This is a genomic window from Pseudomonas sp. DF5 (assembly GCF_058148225.1).
In genome coordinates, this window is record NZ_JBYVYM010000024.1 from 62,690 (window position 1) to 83,813 (window position 21,124).

The window sequence follows — 21,124 nt, forward strand, 5'->3', positions numbered from 1 at the left end:
CATGACTATCTTGGTAATCGCCGAACACGACAACAAAGTGCTGGCCCCGGCCACGCTGAACACCGTTGCTGCTGCCGCCAAGATCGGTGGCGACATCCACGTTCTGGTTGCAGGCCAGGGCGCTGGCGCCGTGGTTGAAGCCGCTGCGAAAATCGCTGGCGTGAGCAAAGTCCTGAACGCTGACAATGCTGCTTACGCGCATCAGCTGCCGGAAAACGTTGCTCCACTGGTAGCCGAGTTGGGCAAGGGCTACAGCCACATCCTGGCTGCCGCCACTTCCAACGGCAAAAACATCCTGCCGCGCGTCGCCGCTCAGCTGGACGTTGACCAGATCTCCGAGATCATCTCGGTAGAAAGCGCCGATACCTTCAAGCGCCCGATCTACGCCGGTAACGCCATCGCTACTGTGCAATCGAATGCTGCAGTGAAAGTGATCACCGTGCGTGCTACCGGTTTCGACCCGGTGGCTGCCGAAGGTGGTTCCGCCGCTGTTGAAGCGGTTGCCGCTGTTCACAACGCCGGCACTTCCAGCTTCGTCAACGAAGAACTGGCCAAGTCCGATCGTCCGGAACTGACCGCTGCCAAGATCGTCGTTTCCGGTGGTCGTGGCATGCAGAACGGCGACAACTTCAAACACCTGTACGCCCTGGCCGACAAGCTGGGCGCTGCCGTCGGTGCTTCGCGCGCTGCGGTTGACGCAGGTTTCGTACCCAACGACATGCAGGTCGGTCAGACTGGCAAGATCGTTGCGCCACAGCTGTACATCGCCGTCGGTATCTCCGGCGCGATCCAGCACCTGGCCGGCATGAAAGACTCCAAAGTGATCGTGGCGATCAACAAGGACGAAGAAGCGCCGATCTTCCAGGTGGCCGATTACGGCCTGGTGGCAGACCTGTTCGAAGCCATCCCTGAGTTCGAGAAGCTGGTCTAATCCGGCGGCTTGACTTATAAAGAGCCCGGCCTTTTGGTCGGGCTTTTTTTTGTTCCGGATTTGAGTGGGGAGAGTGTTGCCATGGATCTGCGCCGCTGGTTTGGCTGCTCTTTTTTGCCAGGATTGTGTTTAAGTCTGGCGTTGATGCCGGGGCTGTCCAGCGCTGCCGGCAAGTGCGAGCGCCTGGTGGTGACCGGCAGTCCCGACGCGCCGCCGTATCTGTGGCAAGACCCGCAAAACCCCAAGCACCTGATTGGCGCCAGTGCAGATCTGTTGCAGCAAGTGGCGGGGGAGTTGGGCATCAAGGTCGAGCTGCTTTATGCCGGCAAACGCTCCCAGGCCCTGGACGAAGTGCGCAGCGGGCGCATGGACATGCTGGCCGATGCGCCGTTGATGGTCACTGAACTGGAAAATCTGGATTACATCCATCCAGCGCTGTTGGAAAACGATTACCTGGTCTGGACCCGCAACGATTCGCTATTGGTCTACAACGAAGCGCAGGACCTTCACGGTCATCCCGGCGCGTTGTCGGAAAAGGCTCGGGTGACCCCTTCATTCGGCACTTTCGCCGAGCAGCAATTGACCCTCGTGCGCACGCCCAATCTGACTCAGGCCTTTCAGAAGTTGCTGCTCGGCGAAGTGGAGTTTGTCCTTGCCGGCCGCTACTCGGGCATGGCCCTGGCGCAATCGTTGGGCCTGGCCGATGACTTGATGGCCCACCCACAACCCATCGATAAACCCGGTCTGTATCTCGCGGTTTCCCATAACTCTGCTTGCAACGATCCTTGGTTGCGCGGACAGCTGGCTAAAAAGATGACAGAATTGCCCGCGTCCGGACTGACGGAAGCCGCGCTGCTGCGCAATATCGAGCGTTGGAAAGCACAAGGCTCACAACAGCAGCCACAACCGGTCAGTACCCCAAAACAGTAGGGATTTTTAGTGAGTATTCGACCTCTTTTCGCTGCCCTGGCCGTTCTGGCTCTGGCGGGTTGTGCAGCCGATCCGGCGCCGAATGAACAAATACGCCTGACCGAACAGGCCCTCGAACAAGCCAAGGCCGTGGGCGCTACCGCCGATGAGGTGCCGGAGCTGAAACTGGCCCAGGACAAGTTCAATCGTGCCAAGGGCAATATGGCCGACCAGTCCTTCAAGAATGCGCGCATGCGGGCCGAGCAGGCCGAGCTGGACGCGCGTCTGGCCGAAGCCCGGGTTCTGACACTCAAGAGCGAGGCGCAGTTGAACGTGCTCAATACCCGCATCACCCGCCTGCGCAAGCAACTGGGAGATGCCCAATGAGCCTGAAGACCAAAGCACTCGGCGGCTTGATCCTGGCCGGCTGCGCAAGCCTGTATGGTTGCGCCGGTCAACACAGCGAAGCTGCGTTGCAGCAGGCCGGTACCGACTTCCAGAAGGTCAAGGAAGACTCCAACGTGTTGCGTATCGCGCCCAAGGACGTGATCCGTGCCGGCGAGTCCCTGGCCCGTGCCGATCGACTGTCCAGCTATTGGGGCAGCGGTTCGGACGTGGCGCATTACGCCTACCTGAGTCAGCGCTACAGCGAAATCGCCCGGGAGCACACCAATCAGGTGCTCAATGAGGAGCGCGCAGCGAAGCTCGAGCTCGAGCGTCAGCGCCTACAACTGGCGTTGCGTGAGTCCAAGTTGCTCAGCGTGCAGCAACAGGGCAAGTGGCTCGAAGAGCAGATCGTGGCGCTGGCGACCACCCAGACCGACCGTGGTCTGGTGATGACCCTGGGTGATGTGCTGTTCGATACCGGTGAGGCGGAGCTGAAGAGCTCGGCGAACCGCGTGGTGCTGAAGATCGTCCAGTTCCTGCAGCTCAACCCCAAGCGTGTGGTGCGGATCGAGGGCTACACCGACAGCACTGGCGGTAAACAGGAAAACCTCAAGCTGTCTCGCGACCGTGCGCAATCGGTGGCTGACGTGCTGACGGACCTGGGTATCGACGACAAGCGCATCCAGGTTGAAGGTTACGGCGATGAGTACCCGGTGGACGCCAACGCTTCCGAGCGCGGTCGTGCCCAGAACCGTCGGGTGGAAATTGTGTTCTCCGACGAAAAAGGCCAGCTCGGCGCGGCTCGTTAAGGGCTGCGTCACTGGAAAACCCGGCCTGTTCAGCAGCGCCGGGTTTTTTTGCGCCCGTCAAATGCGTCGTAGAACAGTACAGTTTTTGCTGACACCGCACTGTATGGTCGACTATTGTAGTAACTGTCCCAGTACACTTCTAAACTGTTCCGGTATTGTTTCACACAAGAATAAAATGCCCGTGAAATCGAGTGCTGCGTCATGACCAATCTCTTGCTCTATCAACGTATTGCTCAGCAACTGGCCGAAGACATTCGCCGCGGTGTCTATCAACCGGGGGAGCGCGTGCCTTCGGTGCGCAAGATGAGCTCGCAGCTCAACGTCAGCCATGCGACGGTGTTGCAGGCCTACGCCAACCTTGAAGATCAAGGGCTGATTCGTGCCCGGCCGCAATCCGGTTATTACGTGCACCAGACGCCGGCCCTCACCGCACCGACCCCGGATATCGCCCGGGTCGAGCGTCCGGGCCTGGTCACCCGCAGCAGCATCATTCAGCAAGTCCTGGTCGAATCCCGCCGCGAAGGCGTGTTCCCGTTGGGCGCAGCCGTACCGAGCGTCGATTATCTGCCGGTGCGGGCACTGCATCAGCAACTGGCCAAAGTCACCCGTTTCCATAGTCCGCGCGCGTTCAGCTACATGTTCAGCCCAGGTTTCGAGCCATTGCGGCGGCAAGTGGCGATCCGCATGCGCGATGCTGGCGTGGTGGTCGATCCATCGGAGGTGGTCATCACCCATGGCTGCGTCGATGCGTTGCAGATGTCTCTGCGCGTATTGACCCGGCCGGGCGATCTGATCGCCGCCGAGTCGCCGACCTATTACGGTTTGCTGCAACTGGCCGACCTGCTGGGGCTGAAAGTCATTGAGATCCCCAGCGATCCGGCCACCGGCATGAGCCTCGAAGCCTTGCAACTGGCGGCCAACCAGTGGTCGATCAAGGCACTGGTGTTGACCACGCGCCTGAGCAATCCCTTGGGCGGCACCATGCCCGAAGAGCGGCAGAAACAACTGCTGCGCCTGGCCTCGGATTTCGATATTCAGGTTGTCGAAGACGATATTTACGGCGAGCTGATGTTCGAGCAGGGCCGCACCAAATCGCTCAAGGCCTATGACCGGCTGGATCGGGTGATTTATTGCTCCAGCTTCTCCAAAACCCTGTCGCCCGGCGTGCGGATCGGCTGGATGATTGCCGGCAAGTACCAGTCGGAAATCCAGCGCTTGCAGACCTTCAGCACGCATTCGGCCTGTAGCGTCACGCAAATGGGCATTGCGGCCTATCTGGAGAACGGCGGTTACGACCGGCATTTGCGTTATATCCGTCAGGAGTACCGCAAGAACCTCAGTGCTTTCCAACTGGCAGTGCAGCAATACTTCCCGGAAGGCACACAGATGAGCCGGCCTACTGGCGGTTTCATCCTGTGGGTCAGCCTGCCGGGGCGGGTCAACACACAGGAGTTGCATGTGCGTGCGTTGCAGCAAGGCATCAGCATTGCACCGGGGCTTATTTTCAGTAACACCGAGCAATTCAATCACTGCATTCGCCTGAATTGCGGCACACCCTGGAACCGCGAGGCCGAGCGTGCGTTGATGACGTTGGGGCTGCTGGCGACGCAACTGTGTCAGGAGACGACGAGCGGTTTTTGATCTGCCGGGCAGTTATGAACGGCCTGCTTGTCTTGTTGTCGCCAACAGGCGAGCATATGACTTTCTGCCGTTCGCGCCGTTGGGTCCATGAAACCGATTTTTCCTGTCGTTTGGCTGTTGATTTGCCTCTTGATGATGTGTCATGCAGAAGGCGTCATGGCGGCTTCCGTTCAGGAAAAGCCGACAGCCAGCGCCACTGCGAAGAAAACGCCGCCGGTCAAAAATACCGTCGCACCGGCCAAAAAGAAGGCGGCGCCGGTCAAAAAGCGCTCTCCCATTGCTTCCAAGTCGAAACCGGCCAGTGAAGTGGTGAAAGCCAGACTCCCTACCACCAATCTCGACTTGAGCTTGCCCAAGGACAAGGTCGAAGAATTGAAACCCGTCGGCACGGTACCGTTGCCTCGACACGATGCAGTGTTGCCGCAAATGTTCGGTGGCAAAAGCAGTCCGTTTCAGCTGAACGGTCGCCTGATCAGCAACGAAATGCAGCTGCAGCGGCGCAATGAAGAGCGCCGGGAAGTTGAAGGCGCGGCGCTGGAGTTCGAGTTCAAGCAGTAAATTCCCCCCGTTCGTGACCCGTGTAGCAGACGCTTTGTCGGAGACTGGTCAGTCACGTTCGTTTGAGCGTAAAAACCCGGGCCCGGGTAATTTAAAACAGTCGTTTTAGCCGTTACTCTGTGCCACGTCCCTTTAACACATTGCTCGTCGCGAGGAGCTTGTCGTCATGAGATGCCGTGAAGGCTGTGGCGCCTGTTGCATTGCCCCTTCCATCAGTTCACCGATTCCCGGCATGCCCAATGGCAAAGCCGCCGGAGAACGATGCGTACAACTGTCTGCCGATAACCTGTGCAGCATTTTCGGCAAGCCGGAACGCCCCGCGGTGTGTTCGGCATTTGAGGCCGATGTCGAGGTTTGCGGAAGCAGCAGCGACGAAGCGATCAAATTGCTGGGCTGGTGGGAGCAAATGACGGCCGCGTGATGTGTTCAACGAACGGAACTTCAACAATAAGGAATAAGACTATGGGTTCGCTGCATCGTATCGCTGTGCTGTGTGGTTTGACGGTTTTGCTGGCCTCCACGGCCCAGGCCGAAGACTGGAAAACCGCCAAGGACGAAGACGGTATCAAGGTGTCCTTGAGTGAGGTGGCCGGTTCCCAATACAAGGCTTACCGTGGTGTAACGATCATGAAGACCACCATGGCCAAACTGCGTGCACTGCAGGAAGATGTTCCGGGAGCCTGCGCCTGGATTCACGAGTGCAAGGTCCAGAAGCTGCTCAAGCATGAAGGCAACCAGAGCTGGACCTACACTCAGTTCAATACACCGTGGCCGGTCACTGCTCGTGACTCGGTGTTGCATGTCACCACCGTTGACGGCGCCGATGGCAGCCTGACCCGCGAGCTGGAAGGGCAACCGAAGTACCTTCCGGAAGAAAAAGGTTTTGTACGAGTCGACCAGGTCAAGGGTTTCTGGAAGTTCGTGCCCAAAGGCGATCAAGTCGAAGTGACTTACCAGGTTCATACTGAACCGGGCGGCAGCGTGCCGTCGTGGCTGGCCAACAAGTTCGTGGTCGATGCACCGTTCAATACCCTCAAAGCGCTGAAGGAACGTGCCGAGAAGTAACCGCGTATCCAGTTGATACGACCTGTTGAACAACGCCCCGACTTGATCGGGGCGTTTGCGTTTTTTACCAAGGGCTGGCTTTATTTTGTTTCCGGATATGCGTTGAACAAAATTTTCACAAAGTCTCCAAGACAATTCGCTCTCGCCTCAACGAGTCAACCCCGCAACTTTGTGCCATGCCCTCTTGTCCCAGAGCGCTACAAGCGGCAGTTGGGCTGTCGGGCAGTAATCAATGGCAATGCCGCTGTTGATCGTGCAACATTTGCGCACCGCGCACGCCCCGGGGCCGAGGATGGCCAACAGAGGGCAAGGCGCCACTGTATTTTTGTAACTTCAACTTCCAATGGGTCCTAAAACGACATGGCAAACCCGGACGCCCTGAATCAGCAGCGAGCTACTAGTCGCCTGCTGCAACCGACCGTCAAATCGCATATGGCCTACACGCTGTTGTGCGCCCTGATCATGATGGTCATGTTCAGCCTGCTGCGCGTCGCGCTGCTGGTCTACAACCGCTCGATGATCCTCGACACACCGGCTTCGACCTTCCTGGAAGCGTTCGCCAATGGCCTGCGCTTCGACTTGCGCCTGGTGGTTTACCTCAGCGTTCCGCTGCTGCTGGCCCTGTTCAGCGCCCGGGCCATGGCGGCCCGCGGGTTCTTCCGGCTCTGGTTGACTGTTGCCTCGAGTATCGCGCTGTTCCTCGGCCTGATGGAGATGGACTTTTACCGCGAGTTCCACCAGCGCCTCAACGGCCTGGTCTTCCAGTATGTGAAAGAAGACCCGAAAACCGTGATGAGCATGCTCTGGTACGGTTTTCCGGTGGTTCGCTACCTGTTGGCCTGGGGAGTGGGCACGTTGATCCTGACCCTCGCGTTCAAGGGCGCCGACCGCGCCACGCGTCCTCGCGGGCCGTTCAGCGGTGGCAGCATCGGCACGCGCCAGGTCGCTCCGTGGTATGCGCGCGGCGTGGTGTTCGTGGTCTGCCTGATGGTCTGTGTGGTCGCGGCGCGTGGCACCCTGCGTCAGGGCCCACCGCTGCGTTGGGGTGACGTCTATACCACCGACTCGAACTTCGCCAACCAGTTGGGCCTCAACGGCACGCTGTCACTGATCGCGGCGGCCAAGAGCCGGATGTCCGAAGAACGCGACAACATCTGGAAAGCTACACTGGAACAGCCCTTGGCCCAGCAGACCGTGCGTGACATGTTGCTGACCCCGAGCGACAAACTGGTGAGCCCAGAGACCGCCGCGGTGCGCCGCAACTACACCCCCGACGCTGGCAAGACACTGCCGATCAAGAACGTCGTGGTGATCCTGATGGAAAGCTTCGCCGGTCACTCGGTGGGTGCCTTGGGACGTCCGGGCGGGATCACGCCTTACTTCGACAAACTGTCGAAAGAAGGCCTGTTGTTCGACCGTTTCTTCTCCAATGGCACTCATACCCACCAGGGTATGTTCGCCACCATGGCCTGCTTCCCGAACCTGCCGGGTTTCGAATACCTGATGCAGACCCCGGAAGGCAGCCACAAACTGTCCGGCCTGCCGCAGTTGCTCAGCAGTCGTGGCTACGACGATGTGTATGTCTATAACGGCGACTTCGCCTGGGACAACCAGTCGGGCTTCTTCAGCAACCAGGGCATGACCAACTTCATCGGGCGCAATGACTTCGTCAACCCGGTGTTCTCCGACCCGACCTGGGGCGTGTCTGACCAGGACATGTTCAACCGTGGCCTGGAAGAGTTGAAAGCCCGCGACGGCAAGGACAAGAAACCGTTCTATGCCTTGCTGCAAACCCTGTCCAACCACACGCCATACGCCTTGCCGACGCCATTGCCGGTGGAGCGCGTGACCGATCGCGGCAGCCTCAACGAACACTTGACCGCTATGCGCTACTCCGACTGGGCGCTGGGTCAGTTCTTTGAAAAGGCCCGTAAAGAGCCGTACTTCAAGGAAACCCTGTTTGTGATCGTCGGCGACCACGGTTTTGGCAATGAACAACAGATCACCGAAATGGACCTGGGTCGCTTCAACGTGCCGATGCTGATGATCGCGCCGGGCATTCAGGAAAAATTCGGTCAGGTCGACCATACCGTGGGCACCCAGATCGACATCGTGCCGACTATCATGGGCCGCGTTGGTGGCGATGTGGTCCATCAATGCTGGGGGCGCGACTTGCTGAACCTGCCGGAAGGTGACAAGGGGTTCGGCATGATCAAGCCGTCGGGCAGCGATCAGACGGTCGCCTTGCTCACGGCGGACCGCGTGCTGGTATTGCCTAAAGAGATGCCGCCGAGGTTGTATCAATACGAACTGGGCGCTAACCCGAAAGGTGAAGTGATCCCGGCATCGGCTGATGAAGCGGCGCTCAAGCAGAAGCTCGAGTCGTTCATCCAGACAGCCACCAAGAGCCTGTTGGACAACACTGCCGGTGTGGTTGACGGCAAACCGGACTAAGTTCTCCGGACATGGAAAAGAGGCCCTTCGCAGGGCCTCTTTTTTTTGCCGGTAAAATCTTTATATCTTGCCAAGCAACAGCAGGATCAACAGCACCACCAACACCGTACCGATGATACCGGACGGGCCGTAACCCCAACTTCTGGAGTGCGGGAAGACCGGCAAACCACCTATCAGCAACAGGATAAGAATAACGATAAGAATTGTGCCCATGTCTATTTCCTTGCTGGAAAGCATTGTGGATTTGACTTGGCGTTTCAGCCGTTCAGCTGGACTGTATTAATCCGCGCTGCTTACAAAATCCGACTCGCGGCAAAGAAAAATAATTCCAAGTTTTTTTAATGTTTTTGGAAGGAACGCTTATTTCTTTGACGGCGTTTCGAAGTTGAAACAACCGAACCGCGCCGCGGTTCATCGCTGGCCATTCAGCACTCTGATGGAGCGTGGGTCGCGCATTATCCTTCGCTACACTCGGTGCATCTTCCCCGGAACAACAAGGCTGTTTGCTATGCAAAATCGCATGATGATCACTGGCGCGGGCTCAGGCCTGGGTCGCGAAATCGCGCTGCGCTGGGCGCGTGAAGGCTGGCAGCTGGCCTTGTCGGATGTCAGTGAGCCCGGCCTTCAGGAAACCCTCAAGTTGGTGCGCGAAGCCGGCGGTGACGGCTTCATTCAGCGCTGCGATGTGCGCGACTACAGTCAGTTGACCGCCTTCGCCCAAGCCTGCGAAGAGAAACTCGGCGGCATCGATGTCATCGTCAACAACGCCGGAGTGGCCTCGGGCGGGTTCTTCAGTGAACTGTCGCTGGAGGACTGGGATTGGCAAATCGCGATCAACCTGATGGGCGTGGTCAAGGGCTGCAAGGCCTTTCTGCCGTTGCTGGAGAAAAGCAAAGGCAAAATCATCAACATCGCCTCGATGGCGGCGCTGATGCAAGGCCCGGCCATGAGCAACTACAACGTGGCCAAGGCGGGTGTCGTGGCGTTGTCTGAAAGTTTGTTGATCGAACTGGCGCACGAGGAAATCAGCGTGCATGTGGTTTGTCCGTCGTTCTTCCAGACCAACTTGCTGGATTCTTTCCGCGGCCCGACCCCGGCCATGAAAGCCCAGGTAGGCAAATTGCTGGAGAGCTCGCCGATCACCGCTGCCGACATTGCCGACTACATCCATCAGCAGGTCGCCGCCGGCGAATTCTTGATCTTGCCTCACGAACAGGGCCGCATGGCCTGGGCAATCAAGCGGAAAGACCCGCAACTGCTCTACGACGAAATGACCGTGATGGCCGACAAAATGCGCGCCAAGGCCAAACAAAACGCAGGCTGAACTTGCCCGTGCGCAACACCGTCGTTAGGGTGGCCGCAATCGGTCATCCTCACGAGACGTTTGCATGCTCAATTACCTGTGGTTTTTCCTCGCCGCGCTGTTCGAAATCGCCGGCTGCTTCGCTTTCTGGATGTGGCTGCGCCAGGGTAAAAGCATGTGGTGGATCATCCCCGCCTTGCTCAGCCTGACGTTGTTTGCGCTGCTGCTGACCCGGGTCGAAGCCAGCTACGCCGGGCGCGCCTATGCCGCGTACGGTGGCATCTACATCATTGCATCGATCGGCTGGCTGGCGGTGGTCGAGCGGATTCGTCCACTGGGCTCGGACTGGATTGGCGTGGCGCTGTGTGTGCTCGGGGCGACTGTCATTCTGTTTGGTCCGCGGCTCTCCGCTTCCTGACGGACCGGTCCTTCATTCACGCAGTTTGTCGGACGCGTCCGTCAGGGCGATGCGTCCTGTGCTGTAGGGCAGGACTGATTTGCGGCGGATGCATTGTAGACCCGCTAAACGCGGGGCATCTTCAAGGGCCGGTAACCCTGAAGGATGAATGCCATGCTTGTACTCAGTCGCGTTGTGGGCGAATTGATATCCATTGGTGACAACATTTCCGTGCGGGTGCTCGCCGTCAACGGAAGCAGTGTGCGCTTCGGTGTTGAAGCGCCACAGCAGGTCAACGTACACCGCGCCGAAGTCTACGAGCGCATCCAGATCAAACAGGCAAAAGCCAAGGCTCGTTAAGGGCTTCAGTCGAACAGGTGCTTGGGCACGTCGTGCTTGAGCATCAACTGGCATTGCTCGCTTTCCGGATCGAAGACGATCAGCGCCTGGCCCTTGGTCAATGCCTGACGCACACGCAACACACGGGTTTCCAGCGGCGTGTCATCGCCGTTGTCCGTGCCGTCACGGGTCACGAAATCCTCGATCAGGCGGGTCAGGGTGTCGACTTCAAGTTGGTCGTGGGGGATCAGCATAAGGCACCTCGGTTAAACATGGAGGCGATGCTACGGTGAATGGCAGTTTACGACTAGCCTGAGCTCATCTGTCGCCTGATCCACCGCCATCGCGAGCGGGCTCGCTCCCACGGTTAACGGTGTACTCCTGTGGGAGCGAGCCTGCTCGCGATGGCGATATTCCCTGCGCTGCATATCCCAAATTTGACTCAGCTTTCCGTGCGCTGCCCCAACAGGCTATCCACCGACGGCACCCGCGTCTCGCTTTCCATCTGCGTCTCGTGCTCGATCTGGTGACTGAAGCGCTCCAGCGATCCTGTTGCCGGTTGTGCATCGCTGGCGAATACCGGCGGGCTGAGAATGTAGGCGCCGAGCAAACGGCTGAGAGCGGCAAGGCTGTCGATGTGGGTACGTTCGTAGCCGTGAGTGGCGTCGCAACCGAAGGCCAGCAGGGCGGTGCGAATGTCATGGCCGGCGGTGACGGCCGAGTGAGCATCGCTGAAGTAATAGCGGAACAGGTCCCGACGTGCCGGCAGTTCGTTGTCAGCGGCCAGGCGCAGCAGATGGCGCGACAGATGATAGTCATAAGGCCCGCCGGAATCCTGCATCGCCACGCTCACCGCGTGTTCGCTGGAGTGTTGGCCGGGCGCCACCGGCGCGATGTCGATGCCGACGAATTCGCTGACGTCCCAGGGCAGGGCAGCTGCGGCGCCACTGCCGGTTTCTTCGGTGATGGTGAACAGCGGATGGCAGTCGATCATCAACTCTTCGCCGCTGTCGACAATCGCTTTCAGCGCCGCCAGCAGTGCGGCAACGCCCGCCTTGTCATCGAGGTGACGGGCGCTGATGTGACCGCTTTCGGTGAATTCCGGCAGGGGGTCGAAGGCGACGAAATCGCCGACGCTGATCCCCAGCGAATCGCAATCGGCGCGGGTGGCGCAATAGGCGTCCAGACGCAATTCGATGTGATCCCAACTGATTGGCATTTCATCCACGGCGGTGTTGAACGCATGCCCGGAAGCCATCAGCGGCAACACGCTGCCGCGAATCACGCCGTTGTCGGTGAACAGGCTGACGCGGCTGCCCTCGGCAAAACGGCTGGACCAGCAGCCGACGGGCGCCAGGGTCAGGCGCCCGTTGTCCTTGATCGCGCGAACCGCCGCGCCAATGGTATCCAGGTGAGCGGAGACTGCTCGGTCCGGACTGTTCTTCTTGCCCTTGAGAGTGGCGCGGAGGGTGCCGCGACGGGTCATTTCAAAGGGAATGCCCAACTCTTCGAGGCGCTCGGCGACGTACCGCACGATGGTGTCGGTGAACCCGGTGGGGCTGGGAATGGCGAGCATTTCCAGCAGGACTTTTTGCAGGTAATCGAGATCCGGTTCGGGAATGTTTCTGGTCATGGAAACTCCTGATGGTGTTGGTACAGACAACACATCACTAAGGGACTGCTGGCTGACTGTGCGCAAACAACAAATCCACAAACCGCTCGGCCGTCGGCTGCGGTTCATGGTTGGCCAGGCCGGCGCGTTCATTGGCTTCGATAAACACATACTCCGGCTGGTCGGCGGCCGGCACCATCAGGTCGAGCCCGACCATCGGAATATCCAGCGCTCGCGCCGCGCGCACCGCCGCGTCCACCAAGGCTGGATGCAGAATCGCCGTGACGTCTTCAAGGATGCCGCCGGTATGAAGATTCGCCGTGCGCCGTACGAACAAGTGCTCGCCGGCCGGCAGAATGCTGGCGTAGTCATAACCCGCCGCCTGCAAGGTGCGTTGGGTCTCCTGATCCAGCGGGATTTTGCTTTCGCCGCTGGTTGCCGCCTGGCGGCGACGACTCTGGGCTTCGATCAGCGCACCGATGGAATGCTGACCATCGCCCACCACTTCCGCCGGCCGGCGAATGGCAGCCGCGACCACCTCGAAGCCGATCACCAGAATCCGCAAATCGAGGCCTTCGTGAAAACTTTCCAGCAGCACTCGACTGTCGAATGCGCGGGCGTTCTCGATGGCTTGCTGGACCTCCTCAATACTGCGCAAATCCACCGCCACCCCTTGGCCCTGCTCACCGTCCAGCGGTTTGACCACCACCCGTTCATGCTCGTCGAGAAACGCCAGGTTGTCGTCCGCGCTCCCCGCCAGTTGTTGGGCGGGCAGTTTGAGGCCGGCGTTTTTCAGCACCTTGTGAGTCAGGCTTTTGTCCTGGCACAAGGTCATGCTGATGGCGCTGGTCAGATCGCTCAGGGATTCGCGGCAACGCACCCGGCGACTGCCGTGGATCAGGGTAAACAGACCGGCTTGCGCATCATCGACCTGTACCTCAATGCCGCGCCGATGAGCTTCCTCGACGATGATCCGCGCATACGGATTGAACTCGGCTTCGGGGCCAGGGCCGAGAAACAACGGCTGGTTGATGCCGTTCTTACGCTTGATCGTAAAGGTCGACAAGCTGCGAAAGCCGAGCTTGGCGTAAAGACTCTTCGCCTGATGGTTGTTGTGCAGCACCGACAGGTCCAGATAACTCAGGCCGCGACTCATGAAGTGTTCGATCAAGTGCCGCACCAGCACTTCACCGACGCCTGGGCGGGAACATTGCGGATCGACCGCCAGGCACCACAGGCTGCTGCCGTTTTCCGGATCGTTGAACGCCTTGTGGTGATTGAGGCCCATGACGCTGCCGATAATCGCGCCGCTGTCCTCGTCTTCCGCCAGCCAGTACACCGGGCCGCCCTGATGATGGGGCGTCAGCAAACCTGCATCGATCGGCAGCATGCCGCGGGCCTGATACAGCTGATTGATCGCCTGCCAGTCCGCCTCGCTTTGCGCCCGACGAATGCGAAAACCGCGAAACACCCGGGTGGCCTGACGGTAATCGCTGAACCACAGGCGCAAAGTATCGGACGGGTCGAGAAACAGTTGCGCCGGTTCCAGCCCCAGCACTTGCTGGGGGGCGGCGACGTACAAGGCGATGTCCCGCTCACCGGGCTGCTCATTGAGCAACTCTTGGGCGAGGCTCGCCGCATCGGGAAAGGTATGGCCGATCAGCAACCGCCCCCAACCGCAATGCACGGCGATGGGCGCGGCGCTCAATGCACTGCCGTCTTCGGCCAGGCGTGCCTGCAAGCGTTCGTAGGAGGGCGCCTGACCGCGCAACAGGCGTTGGCTGTAAGCCGTGGCGTGGGGTTTCATCGATCAGATTCCTTGTTCACTGAGCCACAGGTTCAGGGCCGCCAACTGCCACAGCTTGGAGCCGCGCAATGGGGTCAACTGGCCTTGCGGATCGGTCAGCAGGCGGTCGAGCATGGCGGGGTTGAACAGACCGCGATCCTGACTCGGATCGAGCAGCAGTTCACGCACCCAGTTCAGCGTGTCGCCTTGCAAATGCTTGAGGCCGGGCACCGGGAAGTAGCCCTTTTTACGGTCGATGACTTCACTGGGAATGACCAGCCGCGCCGCTTCTTTCAACACTTGCTTGCCGCCATCCGGCAGTTTGAATTTGCCCGGCACCCGCGCCGACAATTCCACCAGGCGATAGTCGAGAAACGGCGTGCGCGCTTCCAGGCCCCAGGCCATGGTCATGTTGTCGACCCGTTTGACTGGGTCGTCCACCAGCATCACGGTGCTGTCCAGGCGTAGGGCTTTGTCCACCGCCGCGTCGGCACCGGGTTGTGCGAAATGTTCCTTCACGAAGTCGCCGGCGGCATCGTTGGCTGTCAGCCATTTCGGCTGCACTGTGGCGGCATAGTCGGCATAGCTGCGGTCGAAAAACGCATCGCGATATGCCGCATACGGATCGCTCGCGCCGTCCACCTGCGGATACCAGTGATACCCGGCGAACAACTCGTCCGCACCCTGGCCGCTTTGCACCACTTTGCAGTGCCTGGCCACTTCCCGGGACAGCAAGTAGAAGGCGATGCAGTCATGGCTGACCATCGGCTCGCTCATGGCGCGGAACGCCGCGGGCAGTTGCTCGATGATCTCTTGCTCGTCGATACGCAGTTGATGGTGCCGGGTGCCGTAGTGTTTGGCGATCAAGTCCGAATACTGAAATTCATCACCGCGCTCGCCGCCGGCATCCTGGAAACCGATGGAAAAGGTCGACAAGTCTTCGACCCCAACTTCGCGCAACAGCCCCACCAACAGACTGGAATCGACGCCACCGGACAGCAACACACCGACGTCCACCGCCGCCCGTTGACGGATTGCCACCGCTTCACGGGTGCTGTCGAGCACGCGATCGCGCCAGTCTTCGAGGGTCAGATTCAGTTCGTCGGCATGTGGGCCGTAGGGCAGGGTCCACCAGGTTTTCTGCTCGGTGGTGCCGTCCGCTTCGATACGCATCCAGCTCGCCGGCGGCAGCTTCTCGATTCCCGCCAGCAAGGTGCGCGGGGCCGGGACCACCGCGTGGAAGTTCAGGTAATGATTGAGCGCCACTGGATCGAGGATCGGGTTGATGTCGCCGCCCTTGAGCAATGCCGGCAATGCCGAGGCAAAGCGCAGGCGCTGGCCAGTGCGCGACAGGTACAGCGGCTTCACACCGAGACGGTCGCGGGCGATGAACAGACGCTGGGCGTCGCGCTCCCAAATGGCGAAGGCGAACATGCCGTTGAGCTTGGGCAACAGCGCTTCGCCCCAGGCGTGATAGCCCTTGAGCAGCACTTCGGTGTCGCCACCGGAATAGAAGGCGTAACCGAGGCTTTCCAGCTCGGTGCGCAGTTCCGGGAAGTTGTAGATCGCGCCATTGAAGGCCAGGGACAGACCCAGTTGGTTATCGATCATCGGCTGCGCCGAGCCGTCCGACAGGTCCATGATTTTCAGGCGCCGATGGCCGAGGGCTATCGGCCCTTGGCTGTGGAACCCCCACGCGTCAGGGCCGCGTGGAGCCAGGTGATGGGTGATTCGTTCAATGGCTGCGAGGTCCGCAGGCTGATGGTCGAAACGTAATTCTCCAGCTAATCCGCACATAAGTCCTTACCGGTTTTTCCGTTGGGGAGGGTCAATCGATACCTCGCCAAAACGGCGGGTACCCGAAAACTGACCCATGTGAATCCCTGGAGTTTTAGACCGATAAGTTATAAGTCTATGGATCAGACTTTTCCGCGGATCAACTGGCGCAAGGCAAAACGGTTCGGATGGCAGGCCTCGGCGACGGTTTTGGGCAAGGGCAAAGGTTCGTTCTCAAGCCATGCCGCCAGCAGTTCGCCGGACAATGGCGCGGTGATCAAACCGCGAGAACCATGACCGCTGTTGACGTAAAACCCATCAAGCCACGGGCAAGGCACATCAGGTACTTGCCGGGCATCTTTGCTCAGCGCGGCATAGGCATCGGCGAAGCTGGCCTGATCGGCCAGTGGTCCTACGATCGGCAAGTAATCCGGGCTGGTGCAACGGAACGCTGCACGTCCTTCCAACTGCTGCGGGTCCAGGTCTTGAACGTGCAGACGGGTGACCAGGTCGCTGGAGATTTCCTCGAGCAACGCCAGATTGCCGAGGTGCTCGGCGACGGTCGGGGCCAGATCGTCACTCTTGAAATCGAAGCTGGCGCCAAGCGTGTGTTCGCCCAGACGTGCGGGTGCCACATAGCCTTCGGCGCAGACAACGGTCGCCAGGCTCTGGCTTTCAGGGGTTTGCGCCAGTCGGGTGATCTGACCGCGAATGCGTTTGAGCGGCAGCTCGGCGCTCTGGGGGAAGCGCTTGATCTCGGCGGCACCGGCCAGAATCACCACGGGTGCACTGGCCAGCAGTGTCTCGCCGTCCCAGGCCTGCCATTGATCATCGACCTTGCGCAGCTCCAGCACCTCGCGATGGGGTAGCCACTGGATGTTGCTCGAGGACGCCTGCCGCTGACACAACGCGGGCGGATGAACCCAGCCGCCTTCGGGGAAGAACAAGCCGCCGTGTTCCAGTTCGATACCGGCCCGGGCCTGGGCCTGAGGTTGATCGAGCAGGTGCACCAGCTCTGGCGAAAAAGCCGTGGCCAATTGCGCCTGACGTTCGGCTTCCTTGGCATTGAAGGCCAGTTGCAAGACCCCGCAATCGTCCCAGTCGACACCACGTTGCAGCTGTTCCAGCAGGCGCCGGGTGTAGCCAAAACCGCTGACGATCAATTGCGACAGCGCGGTGCCGTGGGCCGAAAGCTTGAGGTACAACACGCCCTGAGGATTGCCCGAGGCTTCCTGCGCCAGCGCTTCGTGGCGCTCCAACAGGCTCACTTGCCAACCCCTCGCGGCGAGACTGGCGGCGCTGGCGCAACCAGCCAGCCCGGCACCGATTACCAAGGCGCGGCGCTCGCCATGCAGTGACTGCGGGCGAGCGAACCATGGTTTTGTCGCCGTCGGTTTTGCGACCTCTTCAGGCCAGCCAAGAAAGGTGCCCCGCAGAATCTCCCACTTGTGACCGATGCCTGGCGTGCGTTTCATCTTGAAGCCTGCCGCGTTCAACAGGCGGCGTACCCAGCCGGTGCTTGTAAACGTGCTGATGGTCGAGCCGGGTGCCGCCAGACGCGCCAGTTCGGCAAACAGTTCGGCGGTCCACATGTCGGGGTTTTTCGCCGGGGCAAAACCGTCGAGAAACCAGGCGTCGATCTGAGCGTCCAGTTGCGGCAACTGCTCCAGTGCATCGCCAATCAGCAGCGTCAGGGTGATACGGCCATTGCCCAGCACCAGGCGCTGGAAACCTTGATGAATCGCCACGTATTGCGCCAGTAACTGATCGGCGAACGGCTTGAGATCCGGCCATAACGCCAGGGCCCGTTGCAGATCGGTGGCGCTCAGCGGGTACTTTTCGACACTGACAAAATGCAGCCGTGCACCGGCCACTGCATGCTGTTCGAACAACTGCCAGGCACAGAGAAAATTCAGTCCGGTGCCGAAACCGGTCTCGCCAATCACCAGTCGCCCACCCGCCGGCAATGCGGCGAAGCGGTCGCGCAAATCGTTTTGCTCCAGAAACACATAGCGGGTTTCTTCAAGGCCCGACTGGTCGGAAAAGTACACATCATCGAACACCCGCGAACGCGGGCGACCTTGGTCGTCCCAGTCGAGCTGGGCGTGGGGCAATACAGGTTTCATGGCAGGCTCGGCAACGGCAAGGTGGCCATTCTAGCCGATCGCCAGCGGGGTGCTTGATCCATAACCTGTAGGAGCGAGGCTTGCCCGCGAAGAATTCGCCGCGGTTTTTCAGGTATTACGCGTCATCGTTCTTCGCGGGCAAGCCTCGCTCCTACAGGTTGTGCGGCGAATCCGCTAGTCTTGCTCAATCCTGGAAGGAGCGTCTCCATGTTCGAATCCGCCGAAATCGGTCATGTCATCGACAAAGAAACCTATGAAGCCGAAGTGCCGGCCCTGCGTGAAGCCTTGCTCGAAGCGCAGTTCGAACTTCAGCAGCAACATCGTTTTCCGGTGATCATTTTGATCAACGGCATCGAAGGGGCCGGCAAGGGCGAGACGGTCAAATTGCTCAACGAGTGGATGGACCCGCGCCTGATCGAGGTCCGCACCTTCGACCAGCAGACTGACGAAGAACTGGCTCGACCACCCGCCTGGCGCTACTGGCGGATGCTCCCGGCCAAGGGGCGCATGGGGATTTTCTTCGGCAACTGGTACAGCCAGATGCTGCAAGGGCGGGTTCATGGATTGTTCAAGGATCCGCGACTCGATCAAAGTATCAACGGCGCCGAACGGCTGGAGAAGATGTTGTGCGACGAAGGTGCGCTGATCTTCAAGTTCTGGTTTCACCTCTCCAAGAAACAGATGAAAGCACGGCTCAAGGCCCTGGCCGATGACCCGCTGCACAGCTGGCGCATCAGCCCGCTGGACTGGCAACAATCCGCGACCTACGACAAGTTCGTGATGTACGGCGAGCGGGTGCTGCGCCGCACCAGCCGTGACTATGCACCGTGGCACGTGATTGCTGGCCTGGATGCGCATTATCGCAGCCTGGCAGTCGGCAAGATTCTGCTCGAAGGCCTGCAGAGCGCGCTCAAGCGACCCAGGATTCATCCGCACAAAGTCAGCGCCGCACCCTTATTCCCCAGCGTCGATCAGGTGAATCTGCTCGACAGCCTGGACCTGACCCTGCACCTGGACAAGGACGATTACGAGGAACAACTGATTACCGAGCAGGCACGGTTTTCCGGGCTGATGCGCGACAAGCGCATGCGTCGCCACGCATTGATCGCGGTGTTCGAGGGCAATGACGCGGCAGGCAAGGGCGGGGCGATCCGTCGAGTGGCCGCGGCGCTCGACCCACGTCAGTACCACATTGTGCCGATCGCCGCGCCTACCGAAGAAGAGCGGGCGCAGCCGTATCTCTGGCGATTCTGGCGACATATTCCGGCGCGGGGAAAATTCACGGTGTTCGATCGTTCCTGGTATGGCCGGGTGCTGGTGGAGCGCATCGAGGGTTTTTGCAGCGAGGCGGACTGGTTGCGTGCCTACGGCGAGATCAACGACTTCGAAGAGCAGCTCGCCGATGCCGGGGTGATCGTGGTCAAGTTCTGGCTGACCATCGACAAACAGACTCAGATTGAGCGCTTCCAGGAACGCGAAGAGATCCCCTTCAAGCGTTTCAAGATCACTGAAGACGACTGGCGTAACCGCGACAAGTGGGACGATTACCGCGCGGCGGTCGGCGATATGGTCGACCGCACCAGCACCGAGGTATCGCCCTGGACGCTGGTGGAAGCCAACGACAAGCGCTGGGCGCGGGTCAAGGTATTGCGCACCCTCAACGAGGCGCTGGAAGCGGCATTCATAAAGTCCGACAAACGGGAGAAGAAACTGCAAAAGCGCAAACACTGAACCGATGGTTGTGCATACGCGGGGTGAATGATTGTCGCGGTGAGTCATGGGTGAGACTTATGCTCGGTCCAACTCCTGACTGACAACAACAATGAGGTGTATGCCATGCGTGAAGTGGTGATCGTCGACAGCGTGCGGACCGGCCTGGCCAAATCCTTTCGCGGCAAGTTCAACATGACCCGTCCCGACGACATGGCGGCGCACTGTGTCAACGCGCTGCTCACGCGCAATGACGTCGACCCGGCCAGCGTCGAGGATTGCATCGTCGGCGCCGGTTCCAACGAAGGCGCCCAGGGTTACAACATCGGTCGCAACGTCGCGGTGCTGTCGCACCTGGGCATCGGCACGGGTGGCATGACCCTTAACCGTTTCTGTTCGTCGGGCTTGCAGGCCATCGCGATTGCCGCGAATCAGATCGCTTCGGGTTGCAGCGACATCATCGTCGCCGGCGGTGTCGAATCCATCAGCTTGACCATGAAAAGCGTCAACACCGACCACCTGATCAACCCGCTGCTGAAAGAGCAGGTGCCGGGCATCTATTTCCCCATGGGCCAGACCGCCGAGATCGTCGCGCGTCGTTACAGCGTCAGCCGCGAAGAGCAGGATCTGTACGCCCTGCAAAGCCAGCAACGTACCGCAATGGCGCAAGCCGCCGGGTTGTTCAACGATGAAATCGTGCCGATGGCGGTGAAGTATCGCGTTGAAGACAAGGCTACCGGCCTGGTGCAGATCCTCGACGGTATTGTCGATCACGACGATTGCAATCGCCCCGACACTACCCTGCAAAGCCTGGCGGGATTGAAACCGGTGTTTGCCGAAGACGGCTCGGTGACGGCCGGCAACTCTTCGCAGCTGTCCGACGGTGCTTCGATGACCCTGGTGATGAGCCTGGAAAAAGCCCAGGCGCTGGGGCTCAAGCCCAAGGCCTTCTTTCGCGGTTTCACCGTGGCCGGGTGCCAGCCGGACGAGATGGGCATCGGCCCGGTGTTCTCGGTGCCGAAGTTGCTCAAGGCCAAGGGATTGCAGGTTGCCGATATTGACCTGTGGGAACTCAACGAAGCGTTTGCCTCGCAATGCCTGTACAGCCGCGATCGGCTGGAAATCGACAACGACAAATACAACGTCAATGGCGGTTCGATTTCCATCGGCCACCCGTTCGGCATGACCGGTTCGCGTCAGGTCGGGCACATCGTGCGTGAGTTGCAGCGACGCAACTTGCGCTACGGCATCGTCACCATGTGCGTGGGCGGTGGGATGGGGGCTACGGGGTTGTTCGAGGCTGTGCGGTAAGTACCGAGTT

The 21,124-nt window shown here is 59.9% G+C and carries 20 protein-coding genes; 14 read left to right on the forward strand and 6 right to left on the reverse strand.

Annotation, left to right across the window (positions count from 1 at the left end; all coding sequences use genetic code 11):
- The first annotated feature begins 1 nt into the window (after position 1).
- The 9 genes from AC30D7_RS21110 to AC30D7_RS21150 all read left to right on the forward strand — a co-directional run bounded on the left by AC30D7_RS21110 (position 2) and on the right by AC30D7_RS21150 (position 8,754).
- Entirely contained in the window at positions 2-931 is a 930-nt protein-coding gene (locus AC30D7_RS21110) for an electron transfer flavoprotein subunit alpha/FixB family protein (protein WP_019582611.1), read from the forward strand.
- Between the two features lie 81 nt (positions 932-1,012).
- On the forward strand, positions 1,013-1,861 hold the full coding sequence (locus AC30D7_RS21115) for a substrate-binding periplasmic protein (RefSeq protein WP_490135354.1): 849 nt from the start codon (positions 1,013-1,015) through the stop codon (positions 1,859-1,861).
- Positions 1,862-1,870: 9 nt separating this feature from the next.
- Entirely contained in the window at positions 1,871-2,227 is a 357-nt protein-coding gene (locus AC30D7_RS21120; RefSeq protein WP_490135355.1) for a DUF4398 domain-containing protein, read from the forward strand.
- Positions 2,224-3,036, forward strand: a complete 813-nt coding sequence (locus AC30D7_RS21125; protein WP_490135356.1) for an OmpA family protein — start codon at positions 2,224-2,226, stop codon at positions 3,034-3,036. The genes AC30D7_RS21120 and AC30D7_RS21125 overlap by 4 nt, the downstream gene beginning before the upstream one ends.
- A 201-nt stretch (positions 3,037-3,237) precedes the next feature.
- On the forward strand, positions 3,238-4,677 hold the full coding sequence (locus AC30D7_RS21130; protein ID WP_490135357.1) for an aminotransferase-like domain-containing protein: 1,440 nt from the start codon (positions 3,238-3,240) through the stop codon (positions 4,675-4,677).
- An 87-nt stretch (positions 4,678-4,764) separates the two neighbouring features.
- Positions 4,765-5,235 (forward strand): translation initiation factor 2, encoded by a 471-nt coding sequence (locus AC30D7_RS21135; protein ID WP_490135358.1) that lies wholly within the window; start codon positions 4,765-4,767, stop codon positions 5,233-5,235.
- A gap of 166 nt (positions 5,236-5,401) precedes the next feature.
- On the forward strand, positions 5,402-5,656 hold the full coding sequence (locus AC30D7_RS21140; RefSeq protein ID WP_019582607.1) for a YkgJ family cysteine cluster protein: 255 nt from the start codon (positions 5,402-5,404) through the stop codon (positions 5,654-5,656).
- 41 nt (positions 5,657-5,697) lie between these two features.
- Positions 5,698-6,300, forward strand: a complete 603-nt coding sequence (locus AC30D7_RS21145; RefSeq protein WP_490135359.1) for an START domain-containing protein — start codon at positions 5,698-5,700, stop codon at positions 6,298-6,300.
- Positions 6,301-6,660: 360 nt separating this feature from the next.
- The gene (locus AC30D7_RS21150; RefSeq protein ID WP_490135360.1) at positions 6,661-8,754 is read left to right on the forward strand and encodes an LTA synthase family protein; all 2,094 of its coding nucleotides are present in this window, start codon (positions 6,661-6,663) and stop codon (positions 8,752-8,754) included.
- Between the two features lie 60 nt (positions 8,755-8,814).
- Here the strand turns inward: AC30D7_RS21150 and AC30D7_RS21155 are convergent, their stop codons facing one another.
- Positions 8,815-8,973, reverse strand: a complete 159-nt coding sequence (locus tag AC30D7_RS21155) for a DUF3309 family protein (protein ID WP_177324963.1) — start codon at positions 8,971-8,973, stop codon at positions 8,815-8,817.
- Positions 8,974-9,262: 289 nt separating this feature from the next.
- Here AC30D7_RS21155 and AC30D7_RS21160 point away from each other — a divergent pair, with 289 nt between their 5' ends.
- From AC30D7_RS21160 to csrA, 3 genes are all read left to right on the forward strand, one after another.
- Positions 9,263-10,078, forward strand: coding sequence for an SDR family oxidoreductase (locus tag AC30D7_RS21160; protein ID WP_490135361.1), 816 nt, complete (start codon positions 9,263-9,265; stop codon positions 10,076-10,078).
- Between the two features lie 64 nt (positions 10,079-10,142).
- Positions 10,143-10,475, forward strand: a complete 333-nt coding sequence (locus AC30D7_RS21165) for a YnfA family protein (protein ID WP_490135362.1) — start codon at positions 10,143-10,145, stop codon at positions 10,473-10,475.
- 153 nt (positions 10,476-10,628) lie between these two features.
- A complete protein-coding gene (csrA, locus tag AC30D7_RS21170) occupies positions 10,629-10,814 on the forward strand; it encodes a carbon storage regulator CsrA (protein WP_064616631.1) in 186 nt (61 codons plus the stop codon).
- 5 nt (positions 10,815-10,819) lie between these two features.
- On the opposite strand, the gene AC30D7_RS21175 is transcribed toward csrA, so the two are convergent.
- The 5 genes from AC30D7_RS21175 to mnmC all read right to left on the reverse strand — a co-directional run bounded on the left by AC30D7_RS21175 (position 10,820) and on the right by mnmC (position 18,093).
- On the reverse strand, positions 10,820-11,047 hold the full coding sequence (locus AC30D7_RS21175) for a YheU family protein (protein WP_003199186.1): 228 nt from the start codon (positions 11,045-11,047) through the stop codon (positions 10,820-10,822).
- A gap of 188 nt (positions 11,048-11,235) precedes the next feature.
- A complete protein-coding gene (locus AC30D7_RS21180; RefSeq protein WP_490135363.1) occupies positions 11,236-12,426 on the reverse strand; it encodes an osmoprotectant NAGGN system M42 family peptidase in 1,191 nt (396 codons plus the stop codon).
- A 37-nt stretch (positions 12,427-12,463) separates the two neighbouring features.
- Positions 12,464-14,212, reverse strand: coding sequence for an N-acetylglutaminylglutamine synthetase (gene ngg, locus AC30D7_RS21185; protein ID WP_490135364.1), 1,749 nt, complete (start codon positions 14,210-14,212; stop codon positions 12,464-12,466).
- A 3-nt stretch (positions 14,213-14,215) separates the two neighbouring features.
- The gene (locus tag AC30D7_RS21190) at positions 14,216-15,988 is read right to left on the reverse strand and encodes an N-acetylglutaminylglutamine amidotransferase (RefSeq protein WP_230175289.1); all 1,773 of its coding nucleotides are present in this window, start codon (positions 15,986-15,988) and stop codon (positions 14,216-14,218) included.
- Between the two features lie 122 nt (positions 15,989-16,110).
- Positions 16,111-18,093, reverse strand: a complete 1,983-nt coding sequence (mnmC, locus tag AC30D7_RS21195) for a bifunctional tRNA (5-methylaminomethyl-2-thiouridine)(34)-methyltransferase MnmC2/FAD-dependent 5-carboxymethylaminomethyl-2-thiouridine(34) oxidoreductase MnmC1 (protein WP_490135365.1) — start codon at positions 18,091-18,093, stop codon at positions 16,111-16,113.
- Between the two features lie 207 nt (positions 18,094-18,300).
- Between mnmC and pap the strand changes: the two genes are divergently transcribed.
- Together pap and AC30D7_RS21205 are read left to right on the forward strand one after the other, a co-directional pair.
- Entirely contained in the window at positions 18,301-19,824 is a 1,524-nt protein-coding gene (gene pap, locus AC30D7_RS21200) for a polyphosphate:AMP phosphotransferase (protein WP_490135366.1), read from the forward strand.
- A 105-nt stretch (positions 19,825-19,929) separates the two neighbouring features.
- The gene (locus AC30D7_RS21205; protein WP_490135367.1) at positions 19,930-21,114 is read left to right on the forward strand and encodes a thiolase family protein; all 1,185 of its coding nucleotides are present in this window, start codon (positions 19,930-19,932) and stop codon (positions 21,112-21,114) included.
- Positions 21,115-21,124: the final 10 nt, after the last annotated feature.

Coding starts and splice junctions, on each gene's coding strand:
- AC30D7_RS21110 (WP_019582611.1), top strand. CDS start 2: ATGACTATCTTGGTAATCGCCGAACACGACAACAAAGTGCTGGCCCCG.
- AC30D7_RS21115 (WP_490135354.1), top strand. CDS start 1,013: ATGGATCTGCGCCGCTGGTTTGGCTGCTCTTTTTTGCCAGGATTGTGT.
- AC30D7_RS21125 (WP_490135356.1), top strand. CDS start 2,224: ATGAGCCTGAAGACCAAAGCACTCGGCGGCTTGATCCTGGCCGGCTGC.
- AC30D7_RS21130 (WP_490135357.1), top strand. CDS start 3,238: ATGACCAATCTCTTGCTCTATCAACGTATTGCTCAGCAACTGGCCGAA.
- AC30D7_RS21135 (WP_490135358.1), top strand. CDS start 4,765: ATGAAACCGATTTTTCCTGTCGTTTGGCTGTTGATTTGCCTCTTGATG.
- AC30D7_RS21140 (WP_019582607.1), top strand. CDS start 5,402: ATGAGATGCCGTGAAGGCTGTGGCGCCTGTTGCATTGCCCCTTCCATC.
- AC30D7_RS21145 (WP_490135359.1), top strand. CDS start 5,698: ATGGGTTCGCTGCATCGTATCGCTGTGCTGTGTGGTTTGACGGTTTTG.
- AC30D7_RS21150 (WP_490135360.1), top strand. CDS start 6,661: ATGGCAAACCCGGACGCCCTGAATCAGCAGCGAGCTACTAGTCGCCTG.
- AC30D7_RS21160 (WP_490135361.1), top strand. CDS start 9,263: ATGCAAAATCGCATGATGATCACTGGCGCGGGCTCAGGCCTGGGTCGC.
- AC30D7_RS21165 (WP_490135362.1), top strand. CDS start 10,143: ATGCTCAATTACCTGTGGTTTTTCCTCGCCGCGCTGTTCGAAATCGCC.
- csrA (WP_064616631.1), top strand. CDS start 10,629: ATGCTTGTACTCAGTCGCGTTGTGGGCGAATTGATATCCATTGGTGAC.
- AC30D7_RS21175 (WP_003199186.1), bottom strand. CDS start 11,047: ATGCTGATCCCCCACGACCAACTTGAAGTCGACACCCTGACCCGCCTG.
- AC30D7_RS21180 (WP_490135363.1), bottom strand. CDS start 12,426: ATGACCAGAAACATTCCCGAACCGGATCTCGATTACCTGCAAAAAGTC.
- ngg (WP_490135364.1), bottom strand. CDS start 14,212: ATGAAACCCCACGCCACGGCTTACAGCCAACGCCTGTTGCGCGGTCAG.
- AC30D7_RS21190 (WP_230175289.1), bottom strand. CDS start 15,988: ATGTGCGGATTAGCTGGAGAATTACGTTTCGACCATCAGCCTGCGGAC.
- mnmC (WP_490135365.1), bottom strand. CDS start 18,093: ATGAAACCTGTATTGCCCCACGCCCAGCTCGACTGGGACGACCAAGGT.
- pap (WP_490135366.1), top strand. CDS start 18,301: ATGTTCGAATCCGCCGAAATCGGTCATGTCATCGACAAAGAAACCTAT.
- AC30D7_RS21205 (WP_490135367.1), top strand. CDS start 19,930: ATGCGTGAAGTGGTGATCGTCGACAGCGTGCGGACCGGCCTGGCCAAA.